Origin of the sequence: Streptomyces sp. NPDC001832, from assembly GCF_040297265.1 — a bacterium.
In the GTDB taxonomy this organism is placed as follows: Bacteria; Actinomycetota; Actinomycetes; order Streptomycetales; family Streptomycetaceae; genus Streptomyces.
Window position 1 is genome coordinate 123,873 of record NZ_JBEOYU010000015.1, and the last position, 15,875, is coordinate 139,747.

A 15,875-nucleotide genomic window follows, 5' to 3' on the forward strand; every position below is an offset into this window, starting at 1 on the left:
GTGGGACAGCAGCGCATCGGCCGCATCCAGTGGGGCGACCTCACCTTCGGACCCGGTTCCCCCTACATGGTCACCGCGATCAACGGCCTCGACGACATGCCCGACATCCGCGCCGAGGACATCGCACGCCCAGACCAGCACGGCGACTACACCGGACCCGACACCACCGGCGCCCGCATCATCCAGCTCGGACTTGGGCTGCGCGCCGACTCGCCTGACGAACTCCGCAAACTCACCCTCGCACTGCGCGCCGCAACGCAGCCGCAACGCCAGCCGCAGCCGTTGCGGCTCCTCGATCAGGACACCCTCGTCTACGGCAAAGTACGCCAGAGGAACATCCCGTACGACGCCGAGTACCTCTGGCGCACCGGAACCGCGGCGCTTGAGCTCTATTGCGCCGACCCGCACCTGTACAGCCTCACCGAGCACTCAGCCAGCACGACCGCGTACTCCCCAGCGGCCGGCCGAACGTACCCGCTGACGTACACGGGGGCCGTCCCTGGCCGCATGTACGGCGACGCCGGACAGTCCGGCCGCCTCACCGCGATCAACGACGGCGCCTCGCCCGCTTACCCCGTCCTGCGGATCGACGGCCCCGTAGCCAACCCCAGCATCGAGCAGGTCACCACCGGCGGCGGACTCGTCATTGACGGCACCCTCCAGCCCGGCGAATACCTCGTCATCGACACCCGCACCCGAGCCGTACTACTCATGGGCTCCAGCCCTCGCCGGTCCTGGGTACGTGCGGGGTCCACGTGGCCGCTGCTCCAGCCCGGCCCAAACAGCCTCGCCTACCGCGGCTCCGCACTCCCAGGCGCGAGCGGCCAACCCAGTCTGCTCACTGTCACCTGGCGCGACACGAGCCTGTAGAAGAAAGGACCCACCCATGGCACTGATCAACCCCCCGGCGTGGATGCAGGCCGGCAGCTACCCGGCCAGGACGGACCGGCTCGTCATCGCGTCCATGCTCGCGTACCCCGGATTCCTAGTCGACGAGTCCACTCCGCTCCGCATCCGGCAGGGCGTCCGACCGTCGTACACCAACCAGCAGTTGAAGGTCAGGGCAGCACCCACCCCGAACATGACCGTCATCGTGTCCGCGGGCATGGCATACGTCGACAACCACGACGCGGGCGGCTCCGGTACGTACGTCTGCATCAACGACTCCGACGTCACCCTGCCCATCCAGCCCGCCGGCGGTGCAGGGCAGTACCGCAAAGACTGCGTCGTGGCCTCGGTGTACGACGCCGAGACCGCCGGGTCCGCATCGGAATGGCGGCTGGAGGTCATCCAGGGCGCCTACGCCGCATCGGCCGGGGCCGCGGTACGGCCGTCGCTGCCGCCGAACGCGCAGATCCTCGCTGACGTCGCAGTCGGCGCTTCGGTCACGTCGATCTCCGCAGGGAACATCTCGGATGTCCGTCAGTACAGTGTCGGGCTCGGCGGTGTACTCCCGACAGTGGCGGCCGGCGCTCCGCCTCGCCCGCACCCCGGCCAGCTCATCTACCAGATGGACACAGATCTTCTTGAGGTCGGTCTCTTGGCCGGTGGTAAGCGACAGATCCGGGAGCAGATCCGCCCCGTCGTGTCGGATCAGGTCAGCTTCCCTACCTCCCCAGTCACGGGTACCTTCGTCGACTTCACGAGTGGCCAGTGGCCGCCGGTCACGGTAACGGCGCCTCCGTCGGGAATGCTGCGGATCACCATTGGGGCGTCCGTCACGAACACGAATGCCAGCACCTCCACGGCATGGGCACGATGGCGGGCATCGGGCGGCCTCTCAGAGCCGTCCTCGTCAGCAAACGCAGTAAGTGCCATGGGAAGCAGGGTGTACGCCAGCCGCACCGTGGTCCGGTCCGGCATCACTCCTGGTGCGTCTGTGACGTTCACCCCGCAATACAACGTCAGTTCGTACTCAGCTGGGGCAACGTCCATTACGGACGGGCAGCTGATCGTGGAGCCGATCGCATGACCGAGATTATGTTCCGTCCGTCCGATGCCGGGGGCATGCCGGAGCACACGTACACGTACCTGTTCTGCGACCTCATGACCGACACCGTGCTAGCCGAACTGCCGCTGTCCGATGTCACGTACTCCACCGTCCTCAATGGAATCGGCACGCTCACCGCGACAGTGCCGTATGCAGACGAGACGCTGCCACTCGATCCGGAGACCGCCACTACACCAGGCCGGACCGCGGTGTACGTCGACCGGGACGGGGTCATCGTGTGGGGCGGAATCATCTGGACCCGCCAGCCCGACTCGCAGAGAAGCAAGCAGATTCAGGCCGCGGAGTTCCTGTCCTACTACCAGCGCCGATACGTGAAGACCACCCTGTCGACGGACAGCAGCCTGCTCCTCAATACCGACCTGGTCCCTGCCGGACAGCGGCTCTACAGCGATCAGAAATTCCTCGCTTGGTCGCTCCTCTCGTACGCCAACAACCAGCCGTCCGGGAACCCCCGCATCAGCATCGACGGCCTGACCGGAACGGCGAGCGGTATCGCTCGGCAGGCTACGTACTTCGGTTTCGAGCGGCCCGAGATCTACAAGGCGCTCGCCGAACTCGCCGCGACCGACGACGGGTTCGACTACGGCATCGAGGTCGGCTGGACATCCTCGGCGAACAACCAGGCACCCACCCGATACAGGCGGGTGCGCGCATGGTTCCCGCGCCGCGGACGGACCGCCGACGAGTCCGGCTTGGTGTTCGTGAAGGGCGGCCAGGGAGCCTCGATCCTGTCGTACGACTGGCCCGAGAACGGCACCGCCTCCGCCACCGAAGTCAGCGCGCTCGGCGACGGGACCGGCGAGGCCAAGGTATCCGCGATCGTGCAGGACGCGGACCGGCTCGCGTCCGGATGGCCACTTCTGGAGAGCGTCAGTACGTACGACGGTGTCATCGACCAGGCGCAGCTGAACGGCCTCGCGAACGCAGAGCTCACGGCCCGCGGGCAGGCCCAGATACAGCCCACCTTCGAAGTGTCCGCAGACACTGACCCCGCATTCGGGTCCTACTCCGTGGGCGACGAGGCGTTTTTCGTCATCGACCCCGAGCCGCTCACCCCGGCTGGCCGTGAGGGCGTGCTCCGCATCGTCGGCATCGAGACCACCGCGGCAGCGGGGCCCGAGCGTGTCCGCCTAACCTGCGTGGCGGTGTGACGTGCCCCAGTACCCCACGACCCCGGACTTCCTTCAGCGCCTTGCCGAGCTGGAGGAGCAGGTAGCGCAGCTCCGCAGGACTGGGTGGGAGCGGGACGAGCTTCCCTTCTACCCGACGTCGATGCGGACGATGCCGTACGAAGACGCCACCGGCTTTACGTCGGTGTGGGAAACGGTCCTCGCCCCCCGCACCGCATCGCTGTCACTGGGGCTTGTGTTCATCGGTGACCAGGTCGGCACGACAAAAACGGGCGGCGAGTGGCAGGTCGTACTCGCGGAGTCGGCCATCGTCATGTCCGGCACCATCACCGCGACCTTCAGCTATCAGTTCGCGGCAGCATCCATCGACCTCACTCCGTACCGGGCCCGCACTGAGCTGAAGGCCCAAATCCAGGTCCGCCGCACGGTCGGCGCCACGACCGGCGGCAAATTCGGCGCCGGCGGCGCAATTGGCATGGCCCCCCGCTACGCACGAATCCTCTGAAAGGCACACCATGGCTACACCACTGTCTGCTGCCGCGGTTCTCGCGGCACTCCGCGCCGAAGGCGTGCACGTCGTCGAGGTCGGCAACTGGCGCACGCACAACCGCAACTCGAAGGGCGCCTGGGGACCGCTCAACGGGGCGATCGTGCATCACACGGTCACCAAGGGCACCGGCTCCACCGTGGCGATCGTCCGTGACGGGTACTCGTCCCTGCCCGGCCCGCTCTGCCACGGCATGATCGCCAAGGACGGCCGGGTGCACATGGTCGGCTGGGGCCGCACCAACCACGCCGGCGGCGGCGACCCGGCCGTCCTGGCGCGCGTCGTCGCCGAGGACTACGGAGACCGGCCACCGAAGCCCACCTGCGGCAACGCGACCGGAACCGACGGCAACCGGCACTTCTACGGGTGGGAGTGCGAGAACCTCGGCGACGGCAAGGACCCCTGGCCCAAGTCGCAGTACGACGCGATCGTGCGTGTCCAGGCAGCCCTGTGCCGGGCGCACGGCTGGTCGGCGAAGTCCGTGATCGGCCACCTGGAGTGGTCGAGCGACAAGGTCGACCCGCGCGGTATCGACATGGCCCGGCTCCGCGCCGACGTCGCCGAGCGCCTCACCCACCCCGCCAGCTGGAACCCCGGCGGCACCACCCCGAGCAAGGAGGACCCCATGGCCCTGAGCGACGCCGACGTGCGGAAGGTCGCGGACGCGGTCGTCGAGCGGCTGCTGAGCGCGGACCGCTTCGACGCCCCAGCCGACGCCGCGGACTACAGCGACGATCCGAAGAGCCCCCGCCACTACTGGACCGGGCGCAGCGTGTTCGCCGACCTCGTGACCAAGGTGCGCCGCGTCGACAAGACACTGACCGCACTCAGCAAGGAGAAGTGACCATGGCTGCACCCGTCGAAGCGAAGGTCAAGGCGTCGACTGCCGGCGCGTTCCTCGCCGGTCTCGCCGTCGCCGTACTGAACGCGGTCACGGCCGACAGCAGCCTGCTCGGCCCGCTGCCGTCGTGGGCGCAGGCGCCGCTCCTCGCCGTGGTCCCGGCCGTGCTCACGTGGCTGGCCGGGTACCAGGCCCGGCACACCCCGCGCGGCAGATACGGGGACGTCGAGTGAGCGAGGGCACCACCGGCATAGCGGCTGTGGACGCGGCGGTGATCTGGTCCGTGGCCGCGGCGGCTATCGCTGCCGGGCTCGGCCTGCTGTGGCGGATCACCCGCGGTGTCCGCCGCGTCGTGGCGAGGGTCGATGAGTTCATCGACGACTGGCAGGGGACGCCGGCCCGGTCAGGTGTGCCTGCACGGCCGGGGGTGATGGCGCGGCTGGACCGAATCGAGCATGAGCTGCATCCGAACTCGGGCGGCTCCCTGCGGGATGCGGTCGACCGGGTCGACGCCCGTACGCAGCAGATCGCCGCGAGCACCGACACCTAGTCCGGCCACCGCCCCCTCCTGCCTTCGGGCGGGAGGGGGCGCTTTCGTGCGTCCTGGGTCAGTCGAGCGGCGTGGACTGGTGTGCCGCGGCAATGGCGTCGATCCGGGCTGCAAGATCGAAGTCGGCCTCGGTCAGCTTGTAGTTGGCGTCGTGCGTCGTGACGGCGATGCGCAGGTGGTCGATCCGCAGGTCGATGTCTGCGTGGTGACCGATGCGTCGCTCCCGGTCGGCGATGTGCACGATCATCGCCACCCCTGCGTGATACCGGATATCCACCCGTCGCGTGATTTCGTCCCCGTCACGAGTCCACTCCGGCAGCTCGAACAGCCGCGCGTCAATCTCCTCGTCCGTCAGCGGCTTCGGTACGCCTGCCACGTCATCCCCTCTCGGTCACGGACTCCAGGATCTCCGCAAGATCCCGGCCGACCGGGGCATCCTGCCACGGCCGCATCGCCCGCTCTAGGGTGACGAGCTCCCGCCGCATCCTGGCCGAGCGGGTCTCCACCGCAATCGTCGCCACGGTCCGGGCGATCTCCACCGCCTGATCCGGCTCACGCGCAGCCGCCGCAGCTGTCGCCTGCCGAGCCATGTACACCCCGCGGTCGCGGCGGGCTGTCTCCGGGACGATCGCGAGGACCTGTGACCAGAGCGCACCAGCCTCCGCGCCAAGGCCAAGCCGCCCGTAACAGGTGGCCCTCTGAACTTCGAGGTATCCGGGCGTCCGTCGGCACGCATTGCCCCACGGCAGATCGTCGTCCACGCGCGGCAGCAGCCGGTCGGCCTGGTCGATGAGCTGGTCGACCATATGCCGTTCCCCTGTGAGGCTGGCGCCGTGGGCCTGCTGCTGCATGGCCATGATGCGCACCTTCGGGACGAGCTGGTCGGCATCATCGAGCGCGGCTTCACACAGGTCGACGACGGCATGCCCGTCGCCGAGATCAGTGCGCACTTGCGCTTGGTTCACGAGGGAATATCCGATGAGGTGCGGGTCGCGGGAGCGCATCGCGATCTCTTGGGTGACGCCGCGCCAGAACGCAGCGCCGTCCATGTCTCCGGCGTCCTGGTACAACCAGCCGACGAGCGCCGCGTAGGCCGCACCGACGCGCAGGAGCCCGCGGCGGGTCTCACCCTTCGCTGAACGGACCAGTTTGTCGATCAGTTGGTACTGCGCGGACACGGTGCCGATCAAGTCGTGCGGTCCAAGGAACATGTCGGCCCGGTAATGGCCCTCCAACTGCTGCTGGAAGTAGTCGATCAGGGCAGGGTCGACGTGCTGCGGCGCGACCGGTCCCGCAACAAGTGCGGCTGCGGTGACGGAGGCAAAAGCTTGGCGGCGCACCTGGTCCTCTTCGTGGTGCTCAGGCCGGATCCAGCCCGGCGGAGTTGTGAACCCGAGGTCCTCCGGCCAGCGGCCGAGCGCGTCGTGGATGACGATCGCTGTCTCCTCGGCCGGCCACCCGGGTCGGTCGCCCTCCCAGCGCCTCCAGGTGCGGGCTGAGACGGTGAACTGGTGGTCGTCGAGGAGCTGTTGCCCGTGCTCTGTGAGAGCCCGGGCGGCTGCCTCGATGGTTCGCCAGCCCGCGCGTAGCCGTGCGGCCCTCAGCGCGTCGTTGCGGCTCATGGGTTCAGTTTGAGGTGTCATCGTTCGCGCTTCCGGCCGTGGCCGCTACGTGGCCACGCGTGGCCATCCAACGACCTATTACCTACCCGACGTGCACACACATCATCAGGGTGTGACGGCGGGGCGTACAGCGAACTTGCTGAATGCCCCTCAATCGACGTAGGCCAGGGACCACTTATGGCGATGACGATCAAGGTGTACGAGGTAAACCGGGAAGGCACAGTGCGCATCGTGCGCCCGGAGGCCGAGGTCACTCCGCTCAAGACTGTGGACCAGTCGTCCGCGTTCCCGGCCTGCGAGTGCAACCAGTGCAAGGCCAACCAGTCGTGACCGCCCAGACGAAGCCGGCCGCCGCGCCGGATGCCGCGTACCGCACCTGGATCGGCCACACCTACGGCTGCGCTACCTGCCGGGCAGGGGCCACATGCCCCACCGCGGTACGGCTCGGCCAAGCATGGCGGGAGCTTCGCCGATGAGAGACGAGTCGAGCGACGTCATCACGCACTGCTGCTGGGCCATGGACCCCAAGACCAACGCACGCTGCACTCTCCCCCCGGGGCACAAGGGGGCGCACTACACCCCCTACGTGCGCCGATCGTGGGACCAGCCGGGCAAGTCCTGGCTTGCCAAATGACTCCCGCTCGCGGCTGATCATGCGCCGACCAGCCGCGGGCGGGGCAGCTCCTGAGCAGGCCAAAATCGCGGACTGCATCCCGCCTAGACTGGCTCGGCCGCCACGGAAGGAAAGATCACAAATGCGACCCGCGCGATTCCAAGACTTCGCCGTCGAGACCCTGCTCAAGGCCCCAGAGATCAAGAACGCCGAGCCGTGGACGGAGCCCGACAGAACGTTCGGGATCCACCTCACGTTCAACACGGGGGCGCAGCTCTGGGCCGCGATCACAGCCACCGCTGCACCCGGCGACGACTACGACCGGCCCGAGATCCCAGTGGCCTACGAGCCGCCCGCCGAGGTGGCATGGCCTGACCCGTACGAGGGCGGCAAGGTCACCCCCCCGCGTGCCGAGGCGTTCCTTGCCGCGGCGTTCACGAACTCCGGATCCGGCGAGATCGCGCGCGCGTATGAGTACTCGGCCGGCGCCACGCCGACACGGCCGACCGCCCACCCGGGCATGGGGATCGTGTTTCACGACGAGTCGCGGATCCAGGTCCTGTTCCAGCACACGGCCCGAGCGGGCCAGGACAAGGGCGGCAGGTCATTCGACCTGCAAGACGCCTTCTGATCTCTCCGCCCGGCACGGATCTCGGCCGGGTCGGAGTGCAAGTGCACCACCTATCAGCACCACCCCCATCAAGGAGGAACTGATATGTGCAGTCACACCAACCCCGGCCACCGATTCGACCCCGGCCTGACGGAGGGCTGCTGCCCCGTCTGTGGTGCCGGTGTGGGCTCCGAGCCCGGCACCCCGACCACCATGCACCAGGCGAACGGGTCCGGGAACGAGATGTGCCCCGGCAGCGGGCAGCCCGCGCAGTGACCCGATGAGACCGCCCCGGTCGGCCGCCCCCCGTCGGCTGGCCGGGGCTCACTCCTGTACGAGGTCAGCGAGCGGTACGCCGATCGCGTCGGCGATACGAATCAGGGTGTCGATGCGCGCCGCGGCGTGGCCTTGCTCGATCCGGTTGTACGGGCCGAGGGTGATGCCGGCTCTGAGCGCGACGGCTTCTTGAGAGAGGTTCGCGTGGAGGCGAGCGGAACGGATCTGATCGCCAATTGCCCGGCGTCGGGTGAGAACCCGGTCTGCGGGTAGAGGCGAGTGGTGCACCTATCCACGTTCGCCGGATCATGATCACTTGTCTTTACGGTTGACCGCAAAACGGTGGATCATGGATGCTGCGGGTGAGACGGAATTGATCACTCCCCTTATCGGCCCTCCTTGTCCTGCCCCCCAGGCGGTTCGGAGGGACCGGCTGCGCCCCCACCATCCCGGCGGGGGCGCCGCTATTTCCACTCGATACGCACTGACGACGGATCCCAGTAACCGCCGCCAGGCTGCCGCCCTTTCCGCGCCGGCAGGAGAGTCACGGTCATCAGGTACGCCACGACCGCCCGCTGCCGAGACAGGTCGAGCCCGTTCCACGCCGCTTCAGGGTCCTCCGCACCGACCAGCCCAGCAACGGGGTTGACCTTGACCGCGCGGGACAGCACGGTTTCAGCACCCGCCAGACGGGCTCTCGCGGCTTCTGAGGCCACCTGCCAGGACCGCATGTCCATCGCCCCCGCCCCGAGCGCAGACGCCAACTCGTCGAGCGTTGCCCGCGCTTCCCGCATGTCCGTCTGCGCGCCACGGATATCGACAGGGTCCTCCCGCTCAGCAAGGAGCTCTGCGGCATCGGGCCGAGAAAGCCGCTCCAGGATCGCGAGCTGGACGTGATCGTCCACCAGTTCCCGCTGACGAGACAGATGCTTGAGCGAGCGGCACCGATACGCCCCCCAGAAGCGAGTCTCCGAACCGGGGTTCCGTGAGTTCGATGTTGCGGCACGCATCGTCTGACCGCACACCCCGCAGAGGTAGAGGCCGGAGCCGAGGAACTTGCGCGTGTTTCCGGGAGTGATACGGCGGGACGGGTCAGTGAGTATCGCGCAGACACTTCGCCATGTCGCCTCGTCAAGCGCACCGGTCCAGAGCGCGGTACCCGCCTCCTTGCCGCGGTGCTGGACGATGCCAGCGTTCCTCGGCCGCAGAAGCATGCGACGTAGCTCTGTGGCCGTCCAGTCGCCACCCGTACTCGTCTTCACCCCACGGGCCACCCACCCCGCAGCAATCGACCGCAGCGATGCGCCCGCAAGCACCGATCGGGCCGCTTCCCGAATGTGCTCGAACTCAAGGTCGACGGGCGTCATACCGTCAGCCTCCCACCCGAACGGGCGACGCCCGCCAAAGTGTTGACCCTTCTGAGCCATCTCATCCCGCTTGCGCTTCTGCCGCTCAACCATGCGCTCCACCTCGTACCGGGCCTGGACGCCGAGCTGCCTGGCAATCATGCGTCCGGTGGCGGTAGTGAGGTCGAGGTGCCCGGCTTTCACAGTCCGCGTCTCGATGCGTAGGGGCTCGCACACGTCGATGTACTCCTCCAGCTCGGCCGGGGAGCGGTGGAGCCGGTCGGTGTGCCAGGCCAGGACGGTGCCTGCGCGCCCCGCTCGCAGGTCTTCGAGCATTCGCCGGTAGTCGGGGCGGGGCTTGCCGCTGTAGGCGCTGAGGTCATTGTCCTCGTACACCTCGACGACGTGGAGACCGAGCTGAGTGGCGAGCTGCTCGCAGTCTTCGCGCTGACGGGCAACGCCGAGGCCGGCGCCTTCGCGGTCGCGGCTGATGCGGCAGTAGATCACTGCGGAGGGTCGGCCGCCTGCGGCGGTGTCGATGGCGGCGCGAATCGTGGGGCTCATGGCCCCAGCCTGGCACTTTAGGTGTGTCTTTCGCAGGGGTTTGCCAGATCGAAGGCTCACGAAAGGCAGTTCTAGGGCCACGCCTCTTCTATATGGGTGGGTGGCCGCCGGGCCGCTCGTCCGTCTCCGCGCGTAGCCACCGGGTGTGTTCGAAGCGGCGATTCCACTCAGCCGCAAGAGCTTTGCTCATCTCACCGGGGCGGACGCAGAAAACGGTCTCCTCGGGAAGCTCTACCTGGACCATGGATCTGCCGTCAGGTACGAGTTCGCTGAACGCGATGCGCGCCCGCACAGCCTCGCGCTTTGCCTGTCCTTCACTGTCAGCCATCTGACCCCCATTGGCGCGGCCCACACCGCAATTCGATCGTCAGTTCGATCGGTACGGCATACGCAGGCTACCGGAACATCACGCCCCCCAGGCGGATCACTAATGCTGCCACTCCGGACAACTTTTGACTACAGTGCGCAGGCGAATACTACTCTCCGCACATCTCAGGGCATGGCATATGCCAGACAGCTACTCAGGGGGCGCAAACGTGTCCAGAAGCCTCATCAACTGGTCGAGCTGCTCCGGCGTCATCCTGTCTGCACGCTCCACCAGGGCCCGGGCCTGGCCGCTCTTGTGCCAGACAGTGTCGATGCCGAAGAACTGGGCGCCGGCCGCGTCCTGAAGCCTGCCGAATGGCAGATCCAGTGCGCGAGCGAAGGACTTGAGCTGATCAAGCGTCGGGGGGACAACGGCCTCCCCCTTTTCCAAGCGGTCAATCCAGCTGTACTTGATCCAGGACTTGCCCGTTTCCGGGTCGGCCCCGCCGAGCTCTTCGGCTCGGCGCAGACTCAAGCGAAGTTCTGCCCGCCTGGTGCGCACGAGGTCGGACAGGTCCGTACGCGCGGGTGCGTCCTGTTCAGCCATAAGGATCATCCTGCCACTCCGTGTCATGTCATAGGCAGTGAGGTGTCCATGTGACCAGCGGGGCGTACGGATCATTCCCCCTGGTGGCGCACTACCTGCCGTCTCGCGCGCCGAACAGAGTGTCCATGATGCGCAACACGTCGCGCTAGGGCGCATTGAAGCCACGGCCAATTCAAAAGGTCACTGTCCATTTCGATGGACATCCCGTTCAGGATGTGCAACGCTTCTCATGTCCAACCAGAACAACACCTTGTTGCAGGCGGTTGATGTGAGCAGAGAAATACCCATGTACCAGCTGGTCAGCGCCAATCTGATGCGCACCCTCATGCAGCGGACCGGCACCGGCGCCAAGGTCACCGGCCGCCAGCTCGCCGCCGACGCCGGTATCGCACACGGCACCGTCGGAAGTCTGCTGACCGGCGCACAGAACTCGGTCCCCGAGTCCACGGCAGACGCCATCGCTCGGCGTATCGGAGTCGACATCCTCGTGCTGTTCGTCCCCGTCGGCCGCAGCACCCAGGCGCTGAGTGTCGTCCCCGCCCAGGCCGAGTCGGCATGAGCGCCCGCGCGTTCAGCCGCGCTACTGCTGAGCGCCGCCTCGGCCCAGCCGCCGTCGAAGCGATCCGTCGCCAGGCAGCCGCAGCTCCCCCTCTTCGCCCTGAGCAGCGCGAGCAGCTCCGGGCGGTATTTGCCTCGGCCCGCGTGATGCCGGCCGAGCTGGGTCGGCCGGCACAAGCCGCCTGACCCGCCACGCAAAACGGGGCCGCCCCGGACGGCAATCCGGACGACCCCTCGGCACCTCAACCACTTCAGAAATCGAGGACACCGTGAACAACAAGCCTATCCCGATCCCGCAGTTGGGCGCCGCGACGGCGCTGGTGCAGCTGCTCACCGAGAACCCGCATCTGCCCCTGCTCGACTGGACGCTGCCCGAGAACGGTGGCCCGCTGTCGGGCGTCATCGTGAACGCCGGTGTGGACATGCGGCCGGTCGTTGCCGCGTACGCCGAGGTGCTGGGCGGTGAGGTTCGCGAGTTCGAGTTCGTCGGGTCCGTCGGCCGCATGTACTCGGCGTCGCTGTATGTGACGTGGCGGGACGTGCGAATCCAGGTCAAGGGGATCTGCTCGGCTGCGGCGCACACGATGGCGGTGGCGGCATGAGCGTCCGTCGTATGAGCGCGGCGGCCGGGGTGATCCGTGCCGCTATCGGTCGCGGGCAGCAGGCTCCGGGGATCGCCATGTCGCTGGAGTCGGCTGGCCTTTTGCAGTCGCCGGAGTCGGCAGCCGAGCTGGAGCAACTGCGGGCCCAGACCAAGGCAGTCCCCTACGTGCTTGGTGAAAGCAAGCTGCCCGAGGACTTGCGCAAGCAGCTCGTAGCGCTGCTGGCCGAAGTGCTGCGGCAGGGGGTTTCCGCTGCTGTGCTCACGGGTGGCATGTGTGCTCAGGGCGAGATGGAGGCGGCGCTGAGCGTGGCGCTTGCGCGCTACCGATACCCGGCTCCGGGTCTGTTCCCGTCGGCTGCGGAGCAGGTCCACCAGCTGCGGGCCCGGGTCGCCGAGCTGGAGGCGGTGGAGGCAGCAACATACGTGGCACCGGCGCCCAGCTGCACGCGCTGCTACGGGGCTGATGCCGTACGTTTCGTGACCACCGGGGGCACGACGGAGCCGTGCCGTGCTTGTGGCCCGTCGCAGGTAGAGCAGCTCCGTGCCCGGGTCGCCGAGCTGGAGGCGGCGCAGGCTGCTGTGCTCGCCCCGCACACCCGGTACCCGGACTCGCCGCACTGCCGGGCTGATGGTGACCCGTGGCCGTGCCCGACCGTGTCCACGCTGGTCCCGGCGCCGGTTTCTCCGTGGGAGCGGGCCGTGGCCGGGCTGAATGCGCTGGTCGACGCGGACGTGATCTTCCACGTCGAGCCGGACGGCCACATCTCGGCCCCGTTCAGTGACGAGCACATCGAGTGGGACCTGCGCGCCCGCCGCTGGGTGCTCACCCACGACGACGAGGACGAGGGCATTGCCCCGGACTCGACGCCGGACCCGCTGGCCTACGGCCCGACTGGATACCGCTGCGGGTGCGGCAAGGACGCCCACTCCAACCTCACGGCCTGCCAGCCGATGACCGCCGACGAGTGGAACGCCCGCTACCCGGTCGGCACCCCGGTCCTCGCGTACCCCGACACCCGTGAAGACGAGCCCCTCGACACCGTCACCCGCACCCCGGCGTGGACGCTCGGCCACGGTGCGGCGGTCGTGTCCGTCGAGGGCGCGGGCGGCGGGATCTGCCTGACCCACGTCGACCCGATCGGCGGTGCCTCGTGATCTGGCTGCTTCTCTTCTCCGCCGCCGCCCTCGTCTTCTGGCTCCTCGAACTGCTCCTCGGAGGCTCCGATGCCCGCTGACCGCACGCCCGTCACCGGGCCGTTCCGAATCTCCGTCGACGCCACCCCGACCGGTGCCGCGCTCGACATGAGTCACTACCTCTCCACCCTGATCCTCGCCCTGGCGCAGGCCGCCGACGAGGACGGGCCCTCCGTGCTCGACGACCTCCAGCGCATCGCCGAACTGGACCGGTCGGCCCGCCACCAGGGCATCGACTCGGCTGCGACGCATGAGCGGGACGAGCGGGTGTCCGATCTCCTCGATGAGTTGGTCGACGGCGGGTCGGTGCCGGTGTACGGGGCGCAGGTGTTGCGGCTGGCCGAGGCTCTGCGGGTGGTGTCCGGGCCGCGTTCGGTTCCGTCGCAGCGTGAGGCAGGTGCCGCATGAACACCCGCGACGTCATCACGGGCATGGTCGAAAGGCTCAATGCCGAGGCAGGCAACTCCCCGTACGCGATCTCCGGTCTTCCCATCCTGCTGGACGCCTACCGCGCCGAGGTGCTGACCGAGGCCGCTGACCTTCTCGCGGAGATCGGCACCCCGATTCACGGCACCCGCTCCGAGCACGAGCGGAGCCTCATGTATGGCGCAGAGCGCCTGCGCCGCATGGCCGACGAGACCGCCGCGGCCAACCAGTTGGCCCGGTTCGAGGACGCCCGGCACACCCTCCAGCACATCCGCGAGCAGGGCGGTGCCCGGTGAGCAAGACGTTCGGCGGGCTCCACCCCCGCCCCGACCGCAGCGGCATCGGCCGCAACCAGCGCGACGTACGGGACCGGGCCAGCTTCGACCAGGCCCCCGCCGCCGGAGCGTCCTGCCTCCTCATCCTCGCCCTTCCCCTCCTCGGGCTGGCCATCGTCGCCGCCCTGACCACCACCGGAGTGATCGCATGACCGGACCCGAGCACTACCGCGAGGCCGAGCGCCTCGTGAAGGACGAGTACCGCACAGCCGAGAGCATTGCCGCCGCACAGGTGCACGCCACCCTCGCCCTCGCCGCCGCGCAGAGCTCCCCGACCACGGCCGTCCCGCGGCTGGAGACCGAGCCCACCGTCACCTACGTCTACCGGGCCGCATGGGGCATGACCCCGCTCGGCACGTACACCAACCAGGACGCCGCCCGGATCCACTGCGAGACCGACGCCCTCAACAACTCCCCGGAGTTCGACGGCAAGGTCTTCGACTGGCTCGGTGACGAGTCCGAGCCGAACGACCCGTACGAGCTCGTCATCGGGCCGGAGGACGACGAGCAGCCGACCGACTACACCGTCACCCGCATCGAAGTCGCCGCCGAGTACGACCCGGAGGCGGACGCCTGATGACGAACACCGCGCTGGCCGGGGCGAGCACCGCCCCGGCCGCCGGCCGCAAGGTCACACCGACCGGCCGCCTCATCCTCCCCGCCGACGCCAACCGAGCCGACTGGCTCACCGCTCGCCGCTCCGGTCTCGGCTCCTCCGACATGGCCGCCGTCCTCGGCATCAGCCGGTATGGCAACGCCCTGTCCGTCTACCACGACAAGACGGGCGGGCTCCCTCTGGAGAACGACGATTCCGAACCCGCCCTCTGGGGTCGGGCCATTGAGGACACTGTCGCCCGCGAGTGGGCCCGTCGAAACCGGTCTGTGGTTCGCCGCGTCGGCCTCGTCGCAAACGTCGACCGCCCGTGGCAGATGTGCACCCTCGACCGCCGCGTCCTCGAATGCCCTCTCGCCACCGGCCGCGAACGCTGCGCCGTAGAGATCAAATGCCGGGCCGCATTCAAGGCTGGACAATGGCGCACCGGGTGCCCGGACGACGTCCTTGCACAGACCCTCTGGCAGGCCGACGTCTGCGGATACGACCACATCCACGTCGGCGTGCTCATCGGCGGCAATGACTACCGACAGTTCGTCGTCCGGGTCGCCGACCACCAGCAGCTCATCGCCGACCTCCGCGCCGCCGGGGAACGGGCCTGGCAACAGATCACCGACCGGCGCCCGCCGATCCTCCCGCACGACGCAGATCCGGACGTCCTCCTCGACCTGTATGAGCAGCTGCACCACGACCGTGCCGGGGTCGTCGCGATCGACCGGGACGGCGACGCGCAGGACGCCCTGTCCGACTACCTCGACGCGGGCGCCGACGAGAGCGAGGCCAAAGCGAGGAAGAAGATCGCCAAGGCTGCACTCATCCGCGCCCTTGGCAGCGCTGACACGGCCGTCCAGGGCGGTCACATCGCCTACTCGTTCGACGAAACCAGCCGCGAACACGTCGACCGCGAGCGGCTCCGCGAGGAGTTCCCCGACGCCTTCGCCGCATGCGTAGAAGACCGGCCGTCGCGCCGCATCAACATCCCGAACACCGTCCGAGAGGCGCACCAGGCATGACCACCCTCGCAGAGCGTGCGGCGGCTGCGGCCGGCCGCAGCGACTCCACCCCGGCCACCGAGGACTCCACCCTCCCGGCACCCGCCGAGTTCGCCCCGGCACCGGACCC

At 68.4% G+C, this 15,875-nt stretch carries 25 protein-coding genes; 19 read left to right on the forward strand and 6 right to left on the reverse strand.

Features of this window, described 5'->3' with window-relative positions; translation table 11 throughout:
• Genes ABT115_RS15205 through ABT115_RS15235 form a run of 7 tightly spaced genes read left to right on the forward strand, consistent with a single transcriptional unit; the run spans position 1 to position 5,079 of the window.
• Complete coding sequence (locus ABT115_RS15205; protein WP_351788898.1) at positions 1-870, forward strand: phage distal tail protein; 870 nt, start codon at positions 1-3, stop codon at positions 868-870.
• A gap of 16 nt (positions 871-886) precedes the next feature.
• Positions 887-1,972, forward strand: coding sequence for a hypothetical protein (locus ABT115_RS15210; protein ID WP_351788902.1), 1,086 nt, complete (start codon positions 887-889; stop codon positions 1,970-1,972).
• Positions 1,969-3,162 carry a hypothetical protein gene (locus ABT115_RS15215; protein WP_351788905.1) on the forward strand — a complete coding sequence of 398 codons (1,194 nt, stop codon included), beginning with the start codon at positions 1,969-1,971 and terminating at the stop codon, positions 3,160-3,162. The genes ABT115_RS15210 and ABT115_RS15215 overlap by 4 nt, the downstream gene beginning before the upstream one ends.
• Before the next feature lies 1 nt (position 3,163).
• Positions 3,164-3,646, forward strand: coding sequence for a hypothetical protein (locus tag ABT115_RS15220; protein ID WP_351788908.1), 483 nt, complete (start codon positions 3,164-3,166; stop codon positions 3,644-3,646).
• Positions 3,647-3,656: 10 nt separating this feature from the next.
• On the forward strand, positions 3,657-4,532 hold the full coding sequence (locus ABT115_RS15225) for an N-acetylmuramoyl-L-alanine amidase (protein ID WP_351788911.1): 876 nt from the start codon (positions 3,657-3,659) through the stop codon (positions 4,530-4,532).
• Between the two features lie 2 nt (positions 4,533-4,534).
• Entirely contained in the window at positions 4,535-4,762 is a 228-nt protein-coding gene (locus ABT115_RS15230) for a holin (RefSeq protein WP_351788914.1), read from the forward strand.
• Positions 4,759-5,079: a hypothetical protein gene (locus tag ABT115_RS15235; RefSeq protein ID WP_351788917.1), complete on the forward strand. Its 321-nt coding sequence runs from the start codon at positions 4,759-4,761 to the stop codon at positions 5,077-5,079. The genes ABT115_RS15230 and ABT115_RS15235 overlap by 4 nt, the downstream gene beginning before the upstream one ends.
• A gap of 58 nt (positions 5,080-5,137) precedes the next feature.
• Here ABT115_RS15235 and ABT115_RS15240 read toward each other — a convergent pair whose 3' ends face one another.
• The gene (locus ABT115_RS15240) at positions 5,138-5,455 is read right to left on the reverse strand and encodes a 4a-hydroxytetrahydrobiopterin dehydratase (RefSeq protein WP_351788919.1); all 318 of its coding nucleotides are present in this window, start codon (positions 5,453-5,455) and stop codon (positions 5,138-5,140) included.
• A gap of 1 nt (position 5,456) precedes the next feature.
• Complete coding sequence (locus ABT115_RS15245) at positions 5,457-6,701, reverse strand: NsdA family TPR-like regulatory protein (RefSeq protein ID WP_351788922.1); 1,245 nt, start codon at positions 6,699-6,701, stop codon at positions 5,457-5,459.
• Between the two features lie 183 nt (positions 6,702-6,884).
• Here ABT115_RS15245 and ABT115_RS15250 point away from each other — a divergent pair, with 183 nt between their 5' ends.
• The 4 genes from ABT115_RS15250 to ABT115_RS15265 all read left to right on the forward strand — a co-directional run bounded on the left by ABT115_RS15250 (position 6,885) and on the right by ABT115_RS15265 (position 8,200).
• Positions 6,885-7,031, forward strand: coding sequence for a hypothetical protein (locus tag ABT115_RS15250; RefSeq protein WP_351788925.1), 147 nt, complete (start codon positions 6,885-6,887; stop codon positions 7,029-7,031).
• A 142-nt stretch (positions 7,032-7,173) separates the two neighbouring features.
• Entirely contained in the window at positions 7,174-7,335 is a 162-nt protein-coding gene (locus ABT115_RS15255; RefSeq protein ID WP_351788927.1) for a hypothetical protein, read from the forward strand.
• A gap of 121 nt (positions 7,336-7,456) precedes the next feature.
• Positions 7,457-7,945 carry a hypothetical protein gene (locus tag ABT115_RS15260; protein ID WP_351788930.1) on the forward strand — a complete coding sequence of 163 codons (489 nt, stop codon included), beginning with the start codon at positions 7,457-7,459 and terminating at the stop codon, positions 7,943-7,945.
• A gap of 84 nt (positions 7,946-8,029) precedes the next feature.
• Positions 8,030-8,200 carry a hypothetical protein gene (locus ABT115_RS15265; protein ID WP_351788933.1) on the forward strand — a complete coding sequence of 57 codons (171 nt, stop codon included), beginning with the start codon at positions 8,030-8,032 and terminating at the stop codon, positions 8,198-8,200.
• A 48-nt stretch (positions 8,201-8,248) separates the two neighbouring features.
• Here ABT115_RS15265 and ABT115_RS15270 read toward each other — a convergent pair whose 3' ends face one another.
• From ABT115_RS15270 to ABT115_RS15285, 4 genes are all read right to left on the reverse strand, one after another.
• Entirely contained in the window at positions 8,249-8,488 is a 240-nt protein-coding gene (locus ABT115_RS15270; protein WP_351788936.1) for a helix-turn-helix domain-containing protein, read from the reverse strand.
• Between the two features lie 176 nt (positions 8,489-8,664).
• Positions 8,665-10,191: a recombinase family protein gene (locus ABT115_RS15275; protein ID WP_351788939.1), complete on the reverse strand. Its 1,527-nt coding sequence runs from the start codon at positions 10,189-10,191 to the stop codon at positions 8,665-8,667.
• A 7-nt stretch (positions 10,192-10,198) separates the two neighbouring features.
• Positions 10,199-10,438: a hypothetical protein gene (locus ABT115_RS15280; RefSeq protein ID WP_351788941.1), complete on the reverse strand. Its 240-nt coding sequence runs from the start codon at positions 10,436-10,438 to the stop codon at positions 10,199-10,201.
• A gap of 189 nt (positions 10,439-10,627) precedes the next feature.
• On the reverse strand, positions 10,628-11,023 hold the full coding sequence (locus ABT115_RS15285; protein ID WP_351788944.1) for an XRE family transcriptional regulator: 396 nt from the start codon (positions 11,021-11,023) through the stop codon (positions 10,628-10,630).
• A 229-nt stretch (positions 11,024-11,252) separates the two neighbouring features.
• On the opposite strand from ABT115_RS15285, the gene ABT115_RS15290 reads away from it, so the two are divergent.
• The 8 genes from ABT115_RS15290 to ABT115_RS15325 all read left to right on the forward strand — a co-directional run bounded on the left by ABT115_RS15290 (position 11,253) and on the right by ABT115_RS15325 (position 15,766).
• Positions 11,253-11,582 carry a helix-turn-helix transcriptional regulator gene (locus ABT115_RS15290; RefSeq protein ID WP_351788947.1) on the forward strand — a complete coding sequence of 110 codons (330 nt, stop codon included), beginning with the start codon at positions 11,253-11,255 and terminating at the stop codon, positions 11,580-11,582.
• Between the two features lie 268 nt (positions 11,583-11,850).
• The gene (locus ABT115_RS15295; protein ID WP_351788950.1) at positions 11,851-12,183 is read left to right on the forward strand and encodes a hypothetical protein; all 333 of its coding nucleotides are present in this window, start codon (positions 11,851-11,853) and stop codon (positions 12,181-12,183) included.
• Positions 12,180-13,340: a hypothetical protein gene (locus ABT115_RS15300; protein WP_351788953.1), complete on the forward strand. Its 1,161-nt coding sequence runs from the start codon at positions 12,180-12,182 to the stop codon at positions 13,338-13,340. The genes ABT115_RS15295 and ABT115_RS15300 overlap by 4 nt, the downstream gene beginning before the upstream one ends.
• Positions 13,341-13,409: 69 nt before the next feature.
• Positions 13,410-13,787, forward strand: coding sequence for a hypothetical protein (locus ABT115_RS15305; protein ID WP_351788956.1), 378 nt, complete (start codon positions 13,410-13,412; stop codon positions 13,785-13,787).
• On the forward strand, positions 13,784-14,101 hold the full coding sequence (locus ABT115_RS15310; RefSeq protein WP_351788959.1) for a hypothetical protein: 318 nt from the start codon (positions 13,784-13,786) through the stop codon (positions 14,099-14,101). The genes ABT115_RS15305 and ABT115_RS15310 overlap by 4 nt, the downstream gene beginning before the upstream one ends.
• Positions 14,098-14,292: a hypothetical protein gene (locus ABT115_RS15315; RefSeq protein ID WP_351788962.1), complete on the forward strand. Its 195-nt coding sequence runs from the start codon at positions 14,098-14,100 to the stop codon at positions 14,290-14,292. Before ABT115_RS15310 ends, ABT115_RS15315 begins: the two co-directional genes overlap by 4 nt.
• Positions 14,289-14,717, forward strand: a complete 429-nt coding sequence (locus ABT115_RS15320; protein ID WP_351788965.1) for a hypothetical protein — start codon at positions 14,289-14,291, stop codon at positions 14,715-14,717. Before ABT115_RS15315 ends, ABT115_RS15320 begins: the two co-directional genes overlap by 4 nt.
• Positions 14,717-15,766 carry a YqaJ viral recombinase family nuclease gene (locus ABT115_RS15325; RefSeq protein WP_351788968.1) on the forward strand — a complete coding sequence of 350 codons (1,050 nt, stop codon included), beginning with the start codon at positions 14,717-14,719 and terminating at the stop codon, positions 15,764-15,766. The genes ABT115_RS15320 and ABT115_RS15325 overlap by 1 nt, the downstream gene beginning before the upstream one ends.
• The last annotated feature ends 109 nt before the right edge of the window (positions 15,767-15,875 follow it).

Bases quoted from the DNA above. Each gene is read 5' to 3' on its own strand.
- ABT115_RS15210 (WP_351788902.1), top strand. From the start codon at position 887: ATGGCACTGATCAACCCCCCGGCGTGGATGCAGGCCGGCAGCTACCCG.
- ABT115_RS15215 (WP_351788905.1), top strand. From the start codon at position 1,969: ATGACCGAGATTATGTTCCGTCCGTCCGATGCCGGGGGCATGCCGGAG.
- ABT115_RS15225 (WP_351788911.1), top strand. From the start codon at position 3,657: ATGGCTACACCACTGTCTGCTGCCGCGGTTCTCGCGGCACTCCGCGCC.
- ABT115_RS15230 (WP_351788914.1), top strand. From the start codon at position 4,535: ATGGCTGCACCCGTCGAAGCGAAGGTCAAGGCGTCGACTGCCGGCGCG.
- ABT115_RS15245 (WP_351788922.1), bottom strand. From the start codon at position 6,701: ATGAGCCGCAACGACGCGCTGAGGGCCGCACGGCTACGCGCGGGCTGG.
- ABT115_RS15250 (WP_351788925.1), top strand. From the start codon at position 6,885: ATGACGATCAAGGTGTACGAGGTAAACCGGGAAGGCACAGTGCGCATC.
- ABT115_RS15255 (WP_351788927.1), top strand. From the start codon at position 7,174: ATGAGAGACGAGTCGAGCGACGTCATCACGCACTGCTGCTGGGCCATG.
- ABT115_RS15260 (WP_351788930.1), top strand. From the start codon at position 7,457: ATGCGACCCGCGCGATTCCAAGACTTCGCCGTCGAGACCCTGCTCAAG.
- ABT115_RS15265 (WP_351788933.1), top strand. From the start codon at position 8,030: ATGTGCAGTCACACCAACCCCGGCCACCGATTCGACCCCGGCCTGACG.
- ABT115_RS15280 (WP_351788941.1), bottom strand. From the start codon at position 10,438: ATGGCTGACAGTGAAGGACAGGCAAAGCGCGAGGCTGTGCGGGCGCGC.
- ABT115_RS15285 (WP_351788944.1), bottom strand. From the start codon at position 11,023: ATGGCTGAACAGGACGCACCCGCGCGTACGGACCTGTCCGACCTCGTG.
- ABT115_RS15290 (WP_351788947.1), top strand. From the start codon at position 11,253: ATGTCCAACCAGAACAACACCTTGTTGCAGGCGGTTGATGTGAGCAGA.
- ABT115_RS15300 (WP_351788953.1), top strand. From the start codon at position 12,180: ATGAGCGTCCGTCGTATGAGCGCGGCGGCCGGGGTGATCCGTGCCGCT.
- ABT115_RS15305 (WP_351788956.1), top strand. From the start codon at position 13,410: ATGCCCGCTGACCGCACGCCCGTCACCGGGCCGTTCCGAATCTCCGTC.
- ABT115_RS15310 (WP_351788959.1), top strand. From the start codon at position 13,784: ATGAACACCCGCGACGTCATCACGGGCATGGTCGAAAGGCTCAATGCC.
- ABT115_RS15320 (WP_351788965.1), top strand. From the start codon at position 14,289: ATGACCGGACCCGAGCACTACCGCGAGGCCGAGCGCCTCGTGAAGGAC.
- ABT115_RS15325 (WP_351788968.1), top strand. From the start codon at position 14,717: ATGACGAACACCGCGCTGGCCGGGGCGAGCACCGCCCCGGCCGCCGGC.